Below are 17,347 nucleotides of genomic sequence, written 5' to 3'. Positions count from 1 at the left end.
GTCAGGCTAGCAGCCCATGCTTCTTCTTGCCCAGACTAAGCTTGGCGGGGGCCGTCGCGACATGGGCCGGGTCGGAGATGGCCGCGCCATCGATGCGCACCGCGCCCTCCTCCAGCTTGCGCTTCGCCTCGCCGCGCGATGCGGCGAAACCGATCTGGACGACCGCGTCGAGGATGTTGATCCCCGCCGCACCCACCGCCAGCGTCGGCAGGTCGCCGCCCGCCTGGCCTTCCTCGAAAGTCCGCCGCGCGGTCTCGGCGGCGGCGGCGGCGGCTGAGACGCCGCGGCACATCGTCGTCGCCTCGTTGGCCAGCACGATCTTGGCCTGGTTGATCTCCTGACCCTCCAGCGCCTCCAGCCGCGCGATCTCGTCGAGCGGCAGGTCGGTGAACAGCTTCAGGAAGCGGCCGACATCCTTGTCGTGGGTGTTCCGCCAGAACTGCCAGTAATCATAAGCGGGCAGCGATTCTTCGTTGAGCCACACCGCGCCCGACATCGTCTTGCCCATCTTGCCGCCGTCGGCGGTGGTGATCAGCGGCGTCGTCACGCCGAACACCTCGGTGCCCAGCATCCGGCGGCTCAGCTCGATGCCGTTGACGATATTGCCCCACTGGTCCGACCCGCCCATCTGCAACCGGCACGCGCGGCGGCGGGCCAGTTCCATGAAGTCATAGGCCTGCAGGATCATATAGTTGAACTCGAGGAAGCTCAGAGACTGTTCGCGGTCGAGCCGCAGCTTGACCGAGTCGAAGCTCAGCATCCGGTTGATCGAGAAATGCTGCCCCACCTCGCGCAGGAAGGGGATATATTCGAGCTTGTCTAGCCAGTCGGCATTGTCGACCATCACCGCGTCGGTCGGGCCGTCGCCGAAGGTCAGGAAGCGTTCGAACACCCGCTTGATCGACGCGACGTTGCTGGCGATGACATCTTCGGTCATCAGCTTGCGCGCTTCGTCCTTGAAGCTGGGATCGCCGATCTTGCCGGTGCCGCCGCCCATCAGCACGATCGGCTTGTGCCCGCTCTGCTGCATCCGGCGCAGCAGCATGATCTGGACGAGGCTGCCGACGTGCAACGAGGGCGCGGTCGGGTCGAAGCCGATATAGCCGGGGACGACCGATGTCGCGGCGAGCTTGTCGAGCGCCTCCGCATCGGTGATCTGATGGATATAGCCTCGGCTATCGAGCAGGCGCAGCAGGTCGGATGTGTATTCGGTCATAGCGCGCGGGCGATTAGCATGTGGCGGGCCGGGCGTCATGCCCTTCATCGTCATTCCCGCGAAAGCGGGAATCCATGGACGACGGCCCGCTGGAGCCGATATGTGCCGTGACCGTGGATTCCCGCTTTCGCGGGAATGACGAGAGGGTGAGGACCGGATGACCAAGATGCTTGCCGCCGGACTGATGTCCGGAACCTCGCTCGACGGGATCGACGCCGCGCTGATCGAGACCGATGGCGCGGGCCATATCCGCCCGATCGCCTTTCGCTCCGATCCCTATAGCGGGCAGGCGCGCGAGCAGCTGCGCGAGGCGGCGGCGCTGGCGCTGAGCTTCGACAAGCCGCGCCCCAGCCCGAAGATCGTCGAGGCCGAAGCGATGCTGACCAACCGCCACATCCTCGCGGTGCGCCAGCTCCTGTCGGGCGCGGGGGTCGATGCGGGCGCGGTCGACGTCATCGGCTTCCACGGCCAGACGATCGCGCACCGCCCCGACCGCGGCTGGACCTGGCAGATCGGCGACGGCGCGGCGATGGCGAAGGCGCTGGGCATCCGCGTGGTCAACGACCTGCGCTCGGCCGATGTCGCGGCGGGCGGGCAGGGCGCGCCGCTGCTCCCGGTCTATCACCGCGCGCTGACCGCGGGGATGGACGCGCCGGTCGCGGTGCTCAACCTGGGCGGGGTCGGCAACATCAGCTGGCTGGGCGCGGGCGAGGCCGATGTGATCGCCTTCGACACCGGCCCGGCCAACGGCCTGATCGACGACTGGATGCTGGCCGAGACCGGATCGCCCTATGACGCGAACGGGGCCTTCGCGGCGCGTGGGACGGTAGACGCGACCGTGCTCGGCGCGATGCTCGACAACCCCTGGTTCGACGCGCCGCCGCCCAAGTCGCTCGACCGCGCCGACTTCACCATCCAGCCTGCGCGCGGCCTGTCCGCCGCCGATGGCGCTGCGACCCTGACCGCTTTCACCGCCGAGACGGTAGGGCTGGCGCTCCGCCACCTGCCCGAACGCCCAAGGCGGCTGATCGTCGCGGGGGGCGGGCGGCATAATCCGACGCTGATGGCGATGATCTCCGCCGCCACCGGGATCGCCGCCGAGCCGATCGAGGCGCTCGGCTGGAACGGCGACGCGACCGAGGCAGAGGGCTTCGCCTATATGGCGGTCCGCGCGCTGAACGGTGAGCCGATCAGCTTTCCCGGGACCACCGGGGTTGCCGCGCCGATGACCGGCGGGGTGGTCCACCACCCTTAGGCGCATCACTTCTTCCGCGACAGGCTCCGCATCGCGTCATCCAGCCCGGACAGGGTCAGCGGGAACATGCGGTTGTCCATGATCTCGCGGATCATGCGGGTCGACTGGCTGTGCATCCAATAGGCTTCGGCGGTCGGGTTCAGCCACACCGCCGAGCTGTAGACATTGGTCATCCGCTTCAGCCAGACATCGCCCGCCTCCTCGTTGAAATGCTCGACCGAGCCGCCCGGCTGGCTGATCTCATAGGGGCTCATCGCCGCGTCGCCGACGAAGACCAGCTTATAGTCATGGCCGAATTTGTGGAGCACGTCCCAGGTCGGGGTCCGCTCCTGGAAGCGGCGCTTATTGTCCTTCCACACGCCTTCGTAGACGCAGTTGTGGAAGTAGAAAAACTCCAGATGCTTGAACTCGGCGGTCGCCGCCGAGAACAGCTCCTCGCACAGCCTGATGTGCGGGTCCATCGAACCGCCGATGTCGAGGAAGAGCAGCAGTTTGACCGCGTTGCGCCGCTCGGCGCGCATCTGGATGTCGAGAAAGCCGCGCCGCGCGGTGCCCGCGATCGTCCCCTCCAGATCGAGCTCGTCGGCCGCGCCCTCGCGCGCGAAGCGGCGCAGGCGGCGCAGCGCGACCTTGATGTTGCGGGTGCCCAGCTCGACGTCGTTGTCGAGGTTGCGGAACTCGCGCTTCTCCCAGACCTTCACCGCGCGCTTGTGGGTGCTCTCGCCGCCGATCCGGACGCCTTCGGGATTATAGCCGGCATTGCCGAAGGGCGATGTGCCGCCGGTGCCGATCCACTTGCTGCCGCCCTGATGCCGCCCCTGCTGCTCCTCGAGCCGCTTCCTGAGCGTCTCCATGATCTTGTCCCAGTCGCCCAGCGCCTCGATCTTCGCTATCTCCTCGGGGCTGAGATATTTCTTGGCGACCGCGCGGAGCCAGTCCTCGGGAATCTCCTCGCCTTCGGGCGTGGGAGCGAGGACGCCCTTGAAGACCTTCGCGAAGACCCGGTCGAATTTGTCGAGCTGCCCCTCGTCCTTCACATAGGTGGCGCGGGCGAGATAATAGAAATCCTCTGGCGACCAGCCGATCACGTCGCGCTGCAGCGCCTCGAGCATCGTCAGATGCTCCTTGAGGCTGGCGTTGATGCCCGCCGCGCGCAACTCGTCGAGGAAGCCGAAGAACATCAGGCGACCTTAGCGTCGTGATGACGCGTCCACCAGAGCGCCGCGAGGCTGAGCAGCGCCGAGCCGCTGAGATAATAGCCGACATAGCCGAGGCCGCCATGGTCGGAGAGATATTGCGCGACCGCGGGGACCGGGGCCGCGCCGAGGATGCCGGCGATGTTGAAGGTCATCGACGCGCCCGTATAGCGGACCCTCGGCGGGAACAGCGACGGCAGGAAGGCGCCGAGCGGGCCATAGACGAAGCCCATCATGAACAGCGCCAGCGCCAGCCACAGCCCGATCACCATGAGGTCCCCGCTCAGGAACATCGGCCCCATCAGAACGCCGGTGGCGATCGTGCCGATGCATCCGGCGATCAGCACATAGCGCGGGCTGCGCAGGTCGGACCACCAGCCCGCGAGCAGGATGCCCGCCGCCATGAAAAGGATGGTGATCAGCTGGAGCCCGAGGAAGGTCTCCTTGGGGATGCCGAGCGTCTTGGTGCCGTAACCGAGCGCGAAGGCGGTCGCGAGATAATAGGTCGCAAAGCAGGCGACCGCGGCGAAGGTGCCCGCGACGGTGGGGACGAGGTGGGCGCGGAACAGCTCGGCGATCGGCACCTTGGCGGGCTCGGCATGCGCCATCGCCTCGCGGAAGGCGGCGGTCTCGGTGAGCTTGAGACGGACCCACAGGCCGACGCCGACCAGCACCGCCGATCCGAGGAAGGGCAGCCGCCAGCCCCAGTCCATGAACTGCTGCTGGGTCATGCCCATGCCGAGGATCAGGAACAGCCCATTGGCGGCGATGAAGCCGACCGGCGCGCCGAGCTGCGGGAACATGCCGTAGCGGCCGCGCATGTTCGGCGGGGCATTTTCGACGGCGAGCAGCGCCGCGCCGCCCCATTCGCCGCCGAGCCCGAAGCCCTGGCCGAAGCGCAGCAGCGCGAGCAGGAAGGCGCCGACCCAGCCCGCAGTCTCATAGGAGGGCAGGAACGCGATCAGCAGCGTCGACATGCCCATCACCATCAGCGAGGCGACGAGAGTGGACTTGCGGCCGATCCGGTCGCCGAAATGCCCGAAGGCCCAGGCACCCAGCGGGCGCGAGAGAAAGGCGAGGCCGAGCAGCGTATAGGCCCAGATCAGCTGGGTCGATTGTTCGAAACCGCCGAAGAAGAGCGGGCCGAACACCAGCGAAGCGGCAGTCGCGAAGATGTAGAAATCGTAGAACTCGACCGAGGTGCCGGTGAGGCTGGCCAGCAGGATGCGCCGGGTCGATGGCGGTGTGGCTGCAGTGTCGGTCATGAACGGCGTTCCCCTCTCGTCGCGCCGGGATTGGCGCGGTGCGGGGGCGGGGTCAAGCGGTAGGCCGTCATGGTCAGAAGATGCGAGCGATTCTTAGCTGGCCCCGTTGCATGGGCTTGTTTGCGCGTTTTTCGTGTTTTTATTTTTTGAGCGGTGGCGCGCGGTTTTGTGGCGGCTTGCGGTGTGGGGTGGTTCGGGCTGCCGGGTGCGGTCTGCATGGCGTGGTTTCGACGGGGTCCGAAGAGGAGGAAACCGGGTCGCTTAGCAGACATCGCCCAAAATTGATAGAACAAAATAGGAACATTCTTAAGAAGCGGGATCCCGGGTCAGGCCCGGGATGACGGGGTGGGGAGAGCTGGCGATCCGGTTACGCAAAAGAAAACCCCTCCCGCGTGCGGGAGGGGAGTAAGGTCAGCTCAGCGGCAACGCGCCTCGCCGCGGTCGATCGAGCGGCCGAGGAGGGCGCCGCCGCCGGCGCCGAGGATCGTGCCGAGCGTCGAGGAGCGGCCATTGTCGAGCGCGTTGCCGAGCAGGCCGCCCGCGAGCGCGCCGATGATCAGGCCGGTGGTGCCGTCCGAGCGGCGGCAATAATAGCGGCCGTCATTGCCGCGATAGATGCGGTCGGCGCGGGTCAGGCGGCGCTCCTGATAATAGCGCCCGTCGCGATAATAGCGGCCCGGATCATAGGAACGGCCATAGCGGACGTCAGGGCGGTTATAGTCGTAGCGGCGGGCGTCGCGCCAATCGTCCTTGTGGCGCTTGCCATGGGCGGGGGCCCAGGGCGGCGGGTCCGCAAAGGCGGTGGTGGCGGGCAGGACGGTCGCGGCCAGTGCTGCCGCCAGCAGGAATTTACGCATCGAATCTCTCCCGATCGTTTTGACCGACGAAGAACGGAACGGCTGCGCAAAGGTTGCGTGAACCGTAAACTACATCACGTTCACCGATCCGACAGCCAGCCCCGGCGCGGATAGCGAAAACCCCGCCCGTGCCTGCGCACGGACGGGGCTTCGCCGATGTCTGAAAATCAGCTGTCCGCGCAGTTTAGCGGCAGCGAGCGTCGCCGCGGTCGATCGAGCGGCCAATCAGCGCACCGCCGCCTGCACCCAGCAGGGTACCGAGGGTGGACGAATTGCCGTTGGCGATCGTGTTGCCGAGCAGGCCGCCGGCGAGTGCGCCGATGATCAGGCCGGTCGTGCCATCGTCGCGGCGGCAATAATAGCGGCCGTCATTGCCGCGATAGATGCGGTCGTTGCGGGTCAGGCGGCGTTCGCCATAGGAGCGGTCGTTGCGATAATAGCGGGCAGCATCGTACCGGTTGCCATAGCGCGGATCGGGGCGGTTGTAATCGTAGCGGTTCCAATCGCGATAGGCGCGGCGCTGATCGTGGCGCGCATCCTTCCAGTCGCGCTTCGCTTCGCGGCGGTCGTCGCGCCTTTCCCGGCGATCGTCGCGGCGGTCGTCGCGGCGCTCTTCCCGCCAGTCGCGCCGGTCCTCGCGGCTCTGGGCGGCCGCGGGCTGGGTCACGACCATCGCGGGCGTGACGGTGGCGGCCAGGGCGATCGCCAATATGAACTTACGCATTGAATCTCTCCGGTCCGATATGGACGAGAGGAGAACGGAACGGCTGCGCAAAGGTTGCGTGAACCGGAAACTACGGCGCGTTCATATGGGGGACAGGGCTGAGCCGAAATTCAGCCGGGGAGCGCTGTCTTTTTGAAGAGGCTTGCTGTGCCTGACTGGGCGGCGCTACGCCTATTTGCAGCCGCGCCGTTGTTCGATCGAGCGGCCGAGCAGCGCGCCGCCGCCCGCGCCGACGATCGTGCCCGCCGCGCGGTGGCGGCCGCCGTCGATGATGTTGCCGAGCAGGCCGCCCGCGACCGCGCCGAGGATCGCGCCGGTGGTGCCGCTGGAGGGGGCGCAGTCGGCCGCGCCGCCCGCCAGCTTCTCGTCGCTCGCGCCGCCGCTTTCGGGGCGATCCGCGTCCGTGTCCGCACGACGATCGGCGCTGTCGCCGCCGGGCTCCAGATCCTTGTCGAGCCAGTCGTCGGGCAGCGCGGTCAGCTTGTCCGGCTGCGAACCCGGAAGGCTCACCGCCATGGCGGGCGTGGCAGCCGACAGGGCGGCGGATAGGGCGGCCGTGGCGGCCATGAGGACGATCAAGCGCATCGGCATCTCCTGACACCGCGGTTGTGCGGAATGCGCAGGGCGTTCGTCAAGCCGGGCCTCCTTCGGGCAGACGCGTCAAACAATCGTTCCGCAAGCGGCGAACGGAACATTGCACCGCGCCGAACGTCTGTGTGGCGGGGGAAACGGCATTAAGCTGGGTTCCAGGAGAGACACATGCGTACATATCTTATCGCGGCCAGTATCGCCGCGCTCGCGGCTGGCACCACTTCGGCCCAGGCCGCGACGGTCTGCAAGCAGGACAACACCGGGCGCACCGTCGCCACCGTCGCCGGCGCCGGCATCGGCGCGATCCTCGGCCGCGTGATCGACGGCGGCCGTCACAAGGAGGTCGGCACGATCGGCGGCGCGATCGCCGGCGGCATCGCGGGGAATCAGCTCGCCAAGGGCGGCAATGACCGCTGCGAGGTTTCCTACGGCTATTATGACGAGAGCGGCCGCTGGCATGCCAACCGCATCTCGGCCAGCGAGGCGCGCGGCTATTATGACCGCGACAACCGCTGGGTCGAAGGCGCGCCGAACGGCTATTATGACAGCAACAACCGCTGGGTCTCGTTCAACGGCGATCCGAACTATGCGGGCTATCGCGACCGCGACGGCCGCTATGTCCCGGTGGGCGTGACCGGCTATTACGCCGCCGATGGCCAGTGGGTGCAGGCGAACTCGCCGGGCTATTATGACAATGGCCGCTGGGTCGCCGGGCCGACCTATGGCCGCTACGACGCCAATGGCCGCTGGATCGCCGACCGCAACTATAATGGGGCGCCCGTCGGCTATTGGCAGGCGCAGACCCAGCCGGGCTATTATGACGCCAATGGCCGCTGGGTGCGCGGCGAGACGACCGGCTATTATGACGCGCGGGGCCGCTGGGTCTCGACCGGCATGGCGGGCCGCCCCGGCGGGGTCGCCAACAGCCGCGACGTCCGCGTCCGCGAGACGCGTATCGCCGCCCGCATCGACCGGCAGCGCGAACGCGGCCTGATCAGCAAGAGCGAGGCAAGCCGCGCCCGCGCCGAACTCGCCTCGATCCGCCGCGACGAGGACCGGATGCGCCGCTCGGGCAACCGCTTCACCGCGACCGAGGAGAATGTCATCCACCAGCGGCTCGACCAGCTGGGCGCGATGCTGCGCGCGGATGCCAACGATCGGGATAACTGGGCGGGTTAAGTTCGCCGGTTGACCTTCTCTGGAGGAGAGGATGGGGCGGGGCCGCAAGGCTCCGCCCCGTTTTTTTCTTACCCCTCTCCTACTTGGGGAGAGGAAGGGGCCCGCCGCAAAGCGGTGGGAAGGTGAGGGCACGCGATACAGGCAAGCGGCCCGGCTGAGGTTAGCGCGTGCCCTCACCCTCCCAAGCTTTCAGCTTGGGTCCCTCCCTCTCCCCAAATGGGAGAGGGGTTCCAGCCGTCGCCCCACGCGGCTAGCATCGCCGCCGAAGGAGAGGAACCGCCCATGGCCAAGATGATCTTCGTGAACCTGCCCGTCCGCGACCTCGCGGCGTCGGTCGTCTTCTATGAGGCGCTGGGCGGAACGGTGAACCCGCAATTTTCGGACGACAACGGCAAGTGCATCGTCCTGTCCGAGACCATCTATGTGATGCTGCTCAACCACGCGAAATATCAGAGCTTCACCACCCGCCCGATCGGCGACGCGCGCGCCCAGACCCAGGCGCTCTACGCGCTCAATGTCGACAGCCGCGAGGAGGTGGATGAGCTTGTCGCCCGGTTAGCCGAGGCTGGTGGGCGGGCCGATCCCAATCCGGCGCAGGACCATGGCTTCATGTTCAGCCGCAGCGCTGAAGATCCGGACGGCAATGTGTGGGAATTGTTCTGGATGGATATCAATAATGTCGATGGCGAGAAAAAGTGAACCTTTTTCCTCACTTAGAGCTTTGCCCAGATTTTACAGCAGCTCCCACCTTAATCTTAGCGGCTGCTGACCCAATGCCAAGCGCGTCGTCAGATTTTACCTTTAACGCCTCTTGGAGTAATGCGTCTACAAACAGTTCTTTATTGGTAATTTTCCCAAAAAAACCAGCCTTATTTTCCGGTTCTAGAAGATGGTTGTTCTCAAGATATCTGCTAGCAAGTCCCTTGGATAATGAAGAAGCATGATTATCCAACGATAACGTCGCCAATGAGCGTTTGATATCCGCAACATCGGCTGCAAGAGTACTGATAGCTATCTGTTCTCGATCACCGCTTTTCTTCATGTCCTGGAGATTTAAGGCGATACTGATCGGGCTATCGATAATCACTTTATCCGCCATTGCTGCTTGCGCTTGGGCAGCCAGATCGCGCTTTGCGGCTTCTACACTTCTCAAATTGGTTACATCGATAGGAATCGCGCGAACGGCAGCATTGTCAAAAGGGATATCGCTAGTATCGCTGATCAGGTGTATAAATGGCTTTTGCGAAATATGCCTAATGGCAAGTTCGTAGAAGACATTAGGATTTTGTCCCGTTAAATCAGCTACAACTAAATCGCTATTTATTACTCTATCTATTATTTGGTTTGTAATTATCCCTGGCGTGCCTATCCTGTCCGCCCGTTCTACCTTAAAGGAAAAAGGCTCTGCTTCGAGAACCTTTGCTATGACAAAATCATATACTAGATCAGCACGTTCGCGGATCTCGGAACCTTCCGGTCCTATGGCAGAAATGACAAAACAAGTTTTTTGAGTAGACTTGCTCACTCCGCCGCGACCCCCGCATGCCCGAACAGGCTGCCCTCGGCGCTGTCCTCGTTCGCCGCCGCCGCCTGCTTCGCGGCCTTGCGGTTGTCAAAGGCGTCCCAGACGTCGGACCATTGGCCGCGGGTCGCCGCCTTCGAATATTCGGTCGCGCGGGTTTCGAAGAAGTTGGCGTGCTCGACGCCGTTGAGCATCGGCGCGAGCCAGGGGAGGGGGTGATCGTCGATCATGTAGATCGGCTTGAGGCCGAGCTGGCCCAGCCGCCAGTCGGCGATGTAGCGGACATATTTCTTGATGTCCTTCGGCGTCATGCCGGTGACCGGGCCCATTTCGAACACCAGGTCGATGAAGGCGTCCTCGATCCGCACCGTCTTCTGGCACATGTCGAGAATGTCTTCCTTGACCGCATTGGTCAGGCAGTTGCGTTCCTTGCAGAAGGCGTGGAACAGGCGCACGATGCCTTCGCAGTGGAGCGTCTCGTCGCGGATCGACCAGGTGACGATCTGGCCCATGCCCTTCATCTTGTTGAAGCGCGGGAAGTTCATCAGCATCGCGAAGCTGGCGAAGAGCTGAAGCCCCTCGGTGAAGCCGCCGAACATCGCCAGCGTGCGGGCGATGTCCTCGTCGCTGTCGACGCCGAAGGTCGCCAGATAGTCGTGCTTGTCCTTCATCTCCTTATACTGGAGGAACGCGCTATATTCGGTCTCGGGCATGCCGATCGTGTCGAGCAGATGGCTGTAGGCGGCGATGTGCACCGTCTCCATGTTGCTGAACGCGGTCAGCATCATCTTGATCTCGGTCGGCTTGAACACGCGGCCATATTTGTCGTGGTAGCAATCCTGCACCTCGACATCGGCCTGGGTGAAGAAGCGGAAGATCTGGGTGAGCAGGTTGCGCTCATGATCCGAGAGCTTCTGCGCCCAGTCGCGGCAATCCTCGCCCAGCGGCACTTCCTCCGGCAGCCAGTGGAGCTGCTGCTGGCGCTTCCAATATTCGAAGGCCCACGGATATTCGAAGGGCTTGTAGGTGCGGCTGGCCTGGAGAAGCGGCATCGAACGGACCTTTCAGCTAATCAGCTAAAAACAACAATGATCGCGGCGAGCGCGAACATGACAACGGCGCTGAGCGATTGCCGCAGCGCGAAACCCTTGAGCGTGGCGGGGGTGTCGCCACCGACGTCCCGGCCCTTCTTCGCCTTGCCCAGCCGGACCAGCGCGACGACCGCGAGCCAGAGGCAGAGCAGGCCGACCAGCACCGACAGACCGGCAATGATCAGCGAAACCGAAACGTCCATTTCCTACCCCCGAAGCGGCGCCCCCGCCGCTTCACTGTAGCCCCAACTCTTATACCGTCATTCCCGCGGAAGCGGGAATTCACGGACACGGAACGCTGCTTGACCGGATGCTCCGCCGTCCATGGATTCCCGCTTCCGCGGGAATGACGAGGAGGGGAGCGCCACCGCGCGCCGTCATCTCACTGGCAGGCCAAGCACTCGTCATAGTCCTTCGACACCAGCTCGATCTGCTTGAGGTCGGGGGTGTTGTCGCTTTCGACCCCGCCCGCGAAGCCCGCGCGCTGGACCGATTTGGACCGCAGATAATAGAGCGACTTGATGCCCAGTTCCCAGGCGCGGAAGTGGAGCATCAGCAGATCCCACTTCTCGACATCGGCCGGGATGAACAGGTTCAGCGACTGCGCCTGATCGATATAGGGGGTGCGATCGGCGGCGAGTTCGATCAGCCAGCGCTGGTCGATCTCGAAGCTGGTCTTGTACACGTCCTTCTCTTCCTGAGTCAGGAAGTCGAGATGCTGGACCGAGCCGCCCTTTTCGAGGATCGAATTCCACACCGCGTCGCTGTTCTTCGATTTCTCGGTGAGCAGCTTTTCCAGATAGGGATTGCGGATCGAGAAGCTGCCCGACAGCGTCTTGTGGGTGTAGATGTTGGCCGGGATCGGCTCGATGCAGGCGCTGGTGCCGCCGCAGATGATCGAGATCGACGCGGTCGGCGCGATCGCCATCTTGCAGCTGAACCGCTCCATGACGCCCTGGTCGGCGGCGTCGGGGCAGGGGCCCCGCTCGCTGGCCAGCAGCATCGAGGCTTCCTGCGCGCCGGCGGCGATATGCTTGAAGATGCGCAGGTTCCAGCTCTTCGCCATGGCGCCTTCGAACGGGATGTTGCGCGCCTGGAGGAAGGTGTGGAAGCCCATCACGCCGAGGCCGACCGAACGCTCGCGGCTGGCGCTGTATTTGGCGCGGGCCATCTCGTCCGGCGCGCGGTCGATATAGTCCTGCAGCACATTGTCGAGGAAACGCATCACGTCCTCAATGAAGCGCTTGTCGCCGTTCCACTCGTCCCAGGTTTCCAGGTTGAGCGACGACAGGCAGCAGACCGCGGTGCGATCCATGCCATGCTGGTCGCGGCCGGTGGGCAGGGTGATTTCCGAGCACAGGTTCGAGGTCGACACCTTGAGGCCGACGTCGCGGTGATGCTTGGGCATCGTCCGGTTCACCGTGTCGCTGAACACGATATAGGGCTCGCCGGTGGCGAGACGGGTCTCGACCAGCTTCTGGAACAGCGAGCGGGCGTCGACCGAAGCGCGCTTCGAGCCGTCCTTCGGGCTGACCAGATCCCATTCGGCGCCGTCGCGGACGGCTTCCATGAAGGCGTCGGTGAGCAGCACGCCATGGTGCAGGTTGAGCGCCTTGCGGTTGAAGTCGCCCGAGGGTTTGCGGATTTCGAGGAATTCCTCGATCTCAGGATGCGAGACATCCAGATAAACCGCCGCCGAGCCGCGGCGCAGCGAACCCTGGCTGATCGCCAGCGTCAGCGAATCCATCACGCGGACGAAGGGGATGATGCCCGAGGTCTTGCCGTTGAGGCCGACCGGTTCGCCGATGCCGCGCACCGAACCCCAATAGGTTCCGATGCCGCCGCCGCGCGCCGCCAGCCAGACATTCTCGTTCCAGGTGTTGACGATGCCCTCCAGGCTGTCGTCGACCGAGTTGAGATAGCAGCTGATCGGAAGACCCCGGCCGGTGCCGCCGTTCGAGAGAACCGGCGTCGAGGGCATGAACCACAGCTTCGAGATATAGTCGTAGATGCGCTGGGCGTGCGCCTGATCGTCGGCATAGGCCGAGGCGACGCGCACGAACAGGTCCTGATAGCTTTCGCCGGGGAGGAGATAGCGGTCGGTCAGCGTGTCCTTGCCGAAATCGGTGAGGAGCGCGTCGCGGCTGTGATCGACCTCGATCGGATAGAGCTGAGGCACGATCTCCATGCTGTCGATCTTTTTCTTCTTCGCTTCCTCGGGCGCGGCAGCGGCGGGTGCCGCCTCCACGCTTGCCGGAGCCTCGGCCTTCGCCTCGGGCGCCTTGGCGTCCTTCGAGGAATCAATGATCGTCGCCACGTCGTTCGCGCTCACTTCGCTGCTGCCAGAAAGATCCATCCGTCCGTCTCCCTCGCACAAATACCACAGAACCGGCCGCACGGCCATGTTCCCGATCCGTTCGACTCAGAGGACGTGTAGGGAATGTAGTGTTTCGGCCGGCCGATACCAGCGCCGATTACCCCTTATCCCCAGTTTTCAGCGACGTTGTGGATCATTCGCCGGGAGCCATGCCCCTCGACGTCTGCCACCACCACTAGCGCTGCCCCTGTTGCCTTACACAACCTATAGTGCCTCATCTGAGTCCGAGCGCAAGAGTCAAAATGACGGTTCGGGGACTCGACTCGTCGCAACCGTGAAACGAGTCCGGTTTCCCGGGCGGAAAAAAATTCGAGTCGGTTCAGGGGTTTGGACGTAGCGTTAGAGGCGGTGTGAAATATTCGAATCCGCAAGTGAAATTTGCGAAGAAAAATAAATTTCTGGGGATGCGCAAAATCCCTCTCCCGCACGTGCACGGGAGAGGGATTTAGAAGTGGGGGTGGGCTGGCGGCAGGGGGGCCTCGAGGCCGCCGGGTGCTTGGGGAGCTGGGGCCCACCCCCGTCCCCCTGAAAGGGGGATGGCGTTGTGGTTTGCCTCGGCTGTGCCGAGGCGTGCGGTACCGGCCCGCGCCCCACCCGGCCTCCCATAGGGTACAATATTTGGGAGGCCGGGTGGGGGCGTGGGCCGGTGCCGCGCCTAGATTAGAGCCCGACCACCAGGCTGGCGCGGAGCGAGAGGGCGGCGCGGCCCTGCTGTTCCTCGGCGCCCGCCTCGCCGCCGATGCGGAAGCCGTTGCCGCCGCCGGTGGCGCGCAGCTTGCCGACCCAGCCGCTGGTGCGCTGTTCGGGATCGAGGGTGAAGTCCGCCCCGCCCGCGAAATGCGCGGTGGTCGAGCCGAGCGATCCGCCGACCAGCTGGCGGCGGCCGCCTTCGAGTTCGAGGCGGAACCAGCCCGAATCCTCGTTATAGCCGCCGAAGTCGAAGCCCGCCGCGACGGTGCCTGTCAGCGCCAGCTCGTCGCTCTTGCGGCCGTTGACGATCAGGTTGAAGGCGTCGCCGCCACCCTTTTCGGCATAGCTCTGTTCCTTGAGCCGGTAGTAATCGACCGCGCCGGCGGGACGCAGGCTGAACGAGCCCATCTGGATGGTGTAGGACGCGCCCGCCGCCGCGGATACGACGGTGCCGTTCCACTTGCCCCTGGCGCGGCGCTCGACCTTCTCATTGCCGGCCAGCGTGCCGTTGAAGACGCGCTTGCTGTCGAAGCTGACATGCGCCCAGGAACCGCGCGTCCAGCCCTGCACCGGACCCCAGTTGCCGCGCCAGTAGGCGCCGACCTCATATTGGTTGGCGTCGACGCTGTTGTCGGTGCCGCCGTCGGCGTCGCGGCCGGCATGATAGGCGAGCGAGACGCCGATATTGCCGAGGCCGGTCTTATACTCGGCGCCGGTGGCGATGCCCCAGCCGCTGATGTCGTAGGAGGCGGTATCGCCGAGGCTCTTCGAGGTGCCCCAGCCGGCCTGCTGGATCCAGTAGCCCCAATTGCCCTGGTCGGCGAAGGGGGCGTCGGGATCGGCGAGGAAGCCCGCGGTGGCGCGCGAGCCCATCGTCACCGCCTCGAACGCGCCGCCGGCATGATCGGGCAGCATCTGCCGCAGCTGGCGGCGGAAGCTGTCGCCATCGGCCGCGCCGAGATAGACCGCGCCGACCTTCGCATCCTTGGCGAGCGCGGCGTAGACCGCGTTGTAGGCGGAGGCCTGCGAGCGGTTCAGCCCGAGCTCGGTGGTGGTCTTGCGGGTCACTGTCACCGCGATGTCGGTGGGCGACACCGCCGTGATCGTGCCCTTGTACATGAAAGGCAGCACCGCGGTTTCGGGCGCGATCGTCTGCGGCAGGGTGACCGAGCCCGCCTTGACGAAGGTGTAGCTGCCCTCCGCCCCGGCGACGCTGCTCAGGTTGACGACGATCTTCGCGCCGCTCGCGATGCTGGCGTTGCCCGCGACCTGATAGAGCGTGTTGGTGCGGGTCGCGGTGTCGACGGTGACGACCAGCGTGCTCCCGCCGCCGACCGCGAGCGAGCCGATCGACGCGGTGGTCTTGCCGATATCGAGCGTGCCGCCGGTGAGCGCGACGGCGAGCCCCTGCGCGTTCGTGAGCGCGCCCTTGAACTTCGCCGCGCCGGTGAGGCTGAGCGTGTCGCTGCCGCCGCCGAAGCTGACGTCGCCGGTGAAGGACGAGGTGCCGCCGAGCGCCATGATGTCGTTGCCCGCGCCGAAGCCCGCCTCGCCCGCATAGGTGGCGTCGCCCGAGAGGAGCAGCTGGTTCGCGCCGTTCCCGAAGCTGGTGTCGCCGGTCATGCTGCCGTCGGCGATGTCGAAGACGTCATTGCCGCCGCCGAAGCGGACGTCGCCGGTGATCGCGGGTGCGGCGACGCCGCTGGCGACGACCGTCTGGCCGACGCGCGCGCCGCTGTTGTTCGCGGTCAGGTCGATCGCGACATTGCTGCCCGCCGCCGCGCCGGTGGCGGAGATGGTGCCCGCATTGTCGATCAGGTCGAGCTCGCCCGAGCGGTCGAGGATCGCGGTGACCGTCGCGCCATTGGCCGAGGCGGTGCCGCCCGCGACCGCCTTGATCGCGCCGCTGTTGGTGAGTGCGAACACCGCCGCGCCCGCGTCGATCTGAAGCGCGGTGGTCCTGGCGTTGGCGGCGTTGGTGCCGGTGGCCTGGATCGTACCCGCATTCTTGATCTTCGGCACGCTGGCGCCGCTGCCGATGCGAACCGCGGTGGCGTTGCCGCCGTTCGACGTGGCGGTGACCGCGCCGTTGACGGTCATCCCGCCCGCGATCGTCACCGCCTGGCCGAGGCCGCCGATGACGAGGCCGTTGCCCGCGACCCCGGCATAGACGCCGTTGCCGGTGATGGTGCCGTCGATGACGAGGCCATGGCCGTCGCCATTGCCCGCGACCGCGCCGATCGCGACGGTGCGGGCGGCCGAGCCGACCTCGAGCGCGGCGGCCGAGCCGAGCGAGGTGATCGCGGCGGAGCCTTCCTTGGCGTCCTCGATGCCGTCCTTATCCTCGTCATTGTCGGTGGTGCTGTTGTCCTTGGGCGGGACCGCGAGGATCAGGCCCCCCGCGACATTGCCCGCGATGCGGACGGCAGGGCCGCCCTGGAGCAGATCGTCGGCGTCGAGCTTCGAGGTGTCGGCGGGCGGGGTGGTATAGCGATAGCCGGTGGAGGCGAGGGTGCCCTGCAGCACCAGCGCGCCGCCGATATTGCCCTCGACCGAGACCGCGCTGGCGTTAAGCCCGGTCGCGGCGACCGAGCCGGCGATGCGGACCGGCCCGCTGATATCGCCGGTGCGGACGCCGACTGAGCGATCGCCGACGACGGTGATGTTGCCGTCCTGGGTCAGCTTGCCAGCGAGCGCGCCGCCGAGCTGGATGCCTGCCGAATCCTTGCCCTCGATGGTGATCTGGCCGCTGTTGACGATGTCGCCGGTGAAGGCGCCTGCGGTGCGGATGCCGAAGCGCCCGGTGCCGGCCGCCAGCGGCCCGTCGAGATCGCCGTCCTTGTCGGCGTCGGCAGGGGCATAGGTCTCGTCGACGATGATCTTGGCGTTGGCGGTGTTGGTGATCGAGCCGGTGGCGTTGGCCGAGCCGAGGACGCCGGTCGAATATTCGAGGTTGGTGATCTGGATCGTCCCCTCGTTGACCACCTTGTTGGCGCTGTCGAGGATAACCGCGCTGCCCGCGGCGGTGGGGACGACCGAGCCGGCCGAGGTGATGCGGATGTCGTCGGCGGCGCCCGCCTTGATCGTCGAGGTGCGGATCGCCGCGGTGCGCTTGTCGGCGACGGTCGTCTCGGCATGGGCCGGCGCGACGGCGAGAGCGGCGAGGCAGGTGGTGGCAAGCAGATGGCGCATGAAATTGTCTGTCCCTTTGTGGCGGGGAGGGGCGACCCTCCCGCATGTTGGGGAAGACGGGGACGTTGTGAGGGAGCCTTGGAAAAATCTCGCGCGCGCTCTTCGTCACTCCGGCGAAGGCCGGAATCCACCGGGAGGCCGGCGCGAACCATCAGGGGTTCGGATCAAGCCAGCGAGTGGATTCCGGCCTTC

The 17,347-nt window shown here is 65.6% G+C and carries 13 protein-coding genes and 1 pseudogene; 3 read left to right on the top strand and 11 right to left on the bottom strand.

All coding sequences use genetic code 11. The features are described 5' to 3' along the window. Position 1 precedes the first annotated feature (1 nt). A complete protein-coding gene (gene tyrS, locus ASE00_RS10575; protein ID WP_056380024.1) occupies positions 2–1,216 on the bottom strand; it encodes a tyrosine--tRNA ligase in 1,215 nt (404 codons plus the stop codon). 166 nt (positions 1,217–1,382) lie between these two features. Between tyrS and ASE00_RS10570 the strand changes: the two genes are divergently transcribed. Next, positions 1,383–2,471 (top strand): anhydro-N-acetylmuramic acid kinase, encoded by a 1,089-nt coding sequence (locus ASE00_RS10570; RefSeq protein ID WP_056381565.1) that lies wholly within the window; start codon positions 1,383–1,385, stop codon positions 2,469–2,471. A gap of 5 nt (positions 2,472–2,476) precedes the next feature. On the opposite strand, the gene ASE00_RS10565 is transcribed toward ASE00_RS10570, so the two are convergent. The 5 genes and pseudogenes from ASE00_RS10565 to ASE00_RS10545 form a co-directional block, all read right to left on the bottom strand. Then, positions 2,477–3,652, bottom strand: coding sequence for a vWA domain-containing protein (locus ASE00_RS10565; protein WP_056380022.1), 1,176 nt, complete (start codon positions 3,650–3,652; stop codon positions 2,477–2,479). Continuing rightward, positions 3,652–4,980 (bottom strand): annotated as a pseudogene (locus ASE00_RS10560) (MFS transporter); the annotation flags it as partial. The pseudogene ASE00_RS10560 and the gene ASE00_RS10565, both read right to left, overlap by 1 nt. A gap of 368 nt (positions 4,981–5,348) precedes the next feature. Continuing rightward, positions 5,349–5,789, bottom strand: a complete 441-nt coding sequence (locus ASE00_RS10555) for a glycine zipper 2TM domain-containing protein (RefSeq protein WP_056380017.1) — start codon at positions 5,787–5,789, stop codon at positions 5,349–5,351. Between the two features lie 184 nt (positions 5,790–5,973). Continuing rightward, positions 5,974–6,513: a glycine zipper 2TM domain-containing protein gene (locus tag ASE00_RS10550; RefSeq protein ID WP_056380015.1), complete on the bottom strand. Its 540-nt coding sequence runs from the start codon at positions 6,511–6,513 to the stop codon at positions 5,974–5,976. A 171-nt stretch (positions 6,514–6,684) separates the two neighbouring features. Continuing rightward, positions 6,685–7,098: a glycine zipper 2TM domain-containing protein gene (locus ASE00_RS10545; protein ID WP_056381562.1), complete on the bottom strand. Its 414-nt coding sequence runs from the start codon at positions 7,096–7,098 to the stop codon at positions 6,685–6,687. A 174-nt stretch (positions 7,099–7,272) separates the two neighbouring features. Between ASE00_RS10545 and ASE00_RS10540 the strand changes: the two genes are divergently transcribed. Continuing rightward, the gene (locus ASE00_RS10540) at positions 7,273–8,283 is read left to right on the top strand and encodes a glycine zipper 2TM domain-containing protein (protein WP_056380014.1); all 1,011 of its coding nucleotides are present in this window, start codon (positions 7,273–7,275) and stop codon (positions 8,281–8,283) included. A gap of 282 nt (positions 8,284–8,565) precedes the next feature. Beyond that, the gene (locus ASE00_RS10535) at positions 8,566–8,982 is read left to right on the top strand and encodes a VOC family protein (RefSeq protein WP_056380012.1); all 417 of its coding nucleotides are present in this window, start codon (positions 8,566–8,568) and stop codon (positions 8,980–8,982) included. Between the two features lie 10 nt (positions 8,983–8,992). On the opposite strand, the gene ASE00_RS23440 is transcribed toward ASE00_RS10535, so the two are convergent. The 5 genes from ASE00_RS23440 to ASE00_RS10510 all read right to left on the bottom strand — a co-directional run bounded on the left by ASE00_RS23440 (position 8,993) and on the right by ASE00_RS10510 (position 17,155). Continuing rightward, positions 8,993–9,808 (bottom strand): hypothetical protein, encoded by an 816-nt coding sequence (locus tag ASE00_RS23440; protein WP_156405381.1) that lies wholly within the window; start codon positions 9,806–9,808, stop codon positions 8,993–8,995. Continuing rightward, positions 9,805–10,857: a ribonucleotide-diphosphate reductase subunit beta gene (locus ASE00_RS10525; RefSeq protein WP_056380009.1), complete on the bottom strand. Its 1,053-nt coding sequence runs from the start codon at positions 10,855–10,857 to the stop codon at positions 9,805–9,807. The genes ASE00_RS23440 and ASE00_RS10525 overlap by 4 nt, the downstream gene beginning before the upstream one ends. 20 nt (positions 10,858–10,877) lie before the next feature. Continuing rightward, positions 10,878–11,099, bottom strand: coding sequence for a hypothetical protein (locus ASE00_RS10520; protein ID WP_056380007.1), 222 nt, complete (start codon positions 11,097–11,099; stop codon positions 10,878–10,880). Positions 11,100–11,278: 179 nt separating this feature from the next. Continuing rightward, positions 11,279–13,252: a ribonucleoside-diphosphate reductase subunit alpha gene (locus ASE00_RS10515; protein WP_056380005.1), complete on the bottom strand. Its 1,974-nt coding sequence runs from the start codon at positions 13,250–13,252 to the stop codon at positions 11,279–11,281. A 681-nt stretch (positions 13,253–13,933) separates the two neighbouring features. Beyond that, positions 13,934–17,155, bottom strand: coding sequence for an autotransporter domain-containing protein (locus ASE00_RS10510; RefSeq protein ID WP_056380003.1), 3,222 nt, complete (start codon positions 17,153–17,155; stop codon positions 13,934–13,936). Between the last annotated feature and the right edge of the window lie 192 nt (positions 17,156–17,347).

Origin of the sequence: Sphingomonas sp. Root710 (assembly GCF_001429065.1) — a bacterium.
In the GTDB taxonomy this organism is placed as follows: Bacteria; Pseudomonadota; Alphaproteobacteria; order Sphingomonadales; family Sphingomonadaceae; genus Rhizorhabdus.
This window is presented reverse-complemented; position numbering and strand designations above follow the sequence as displayed.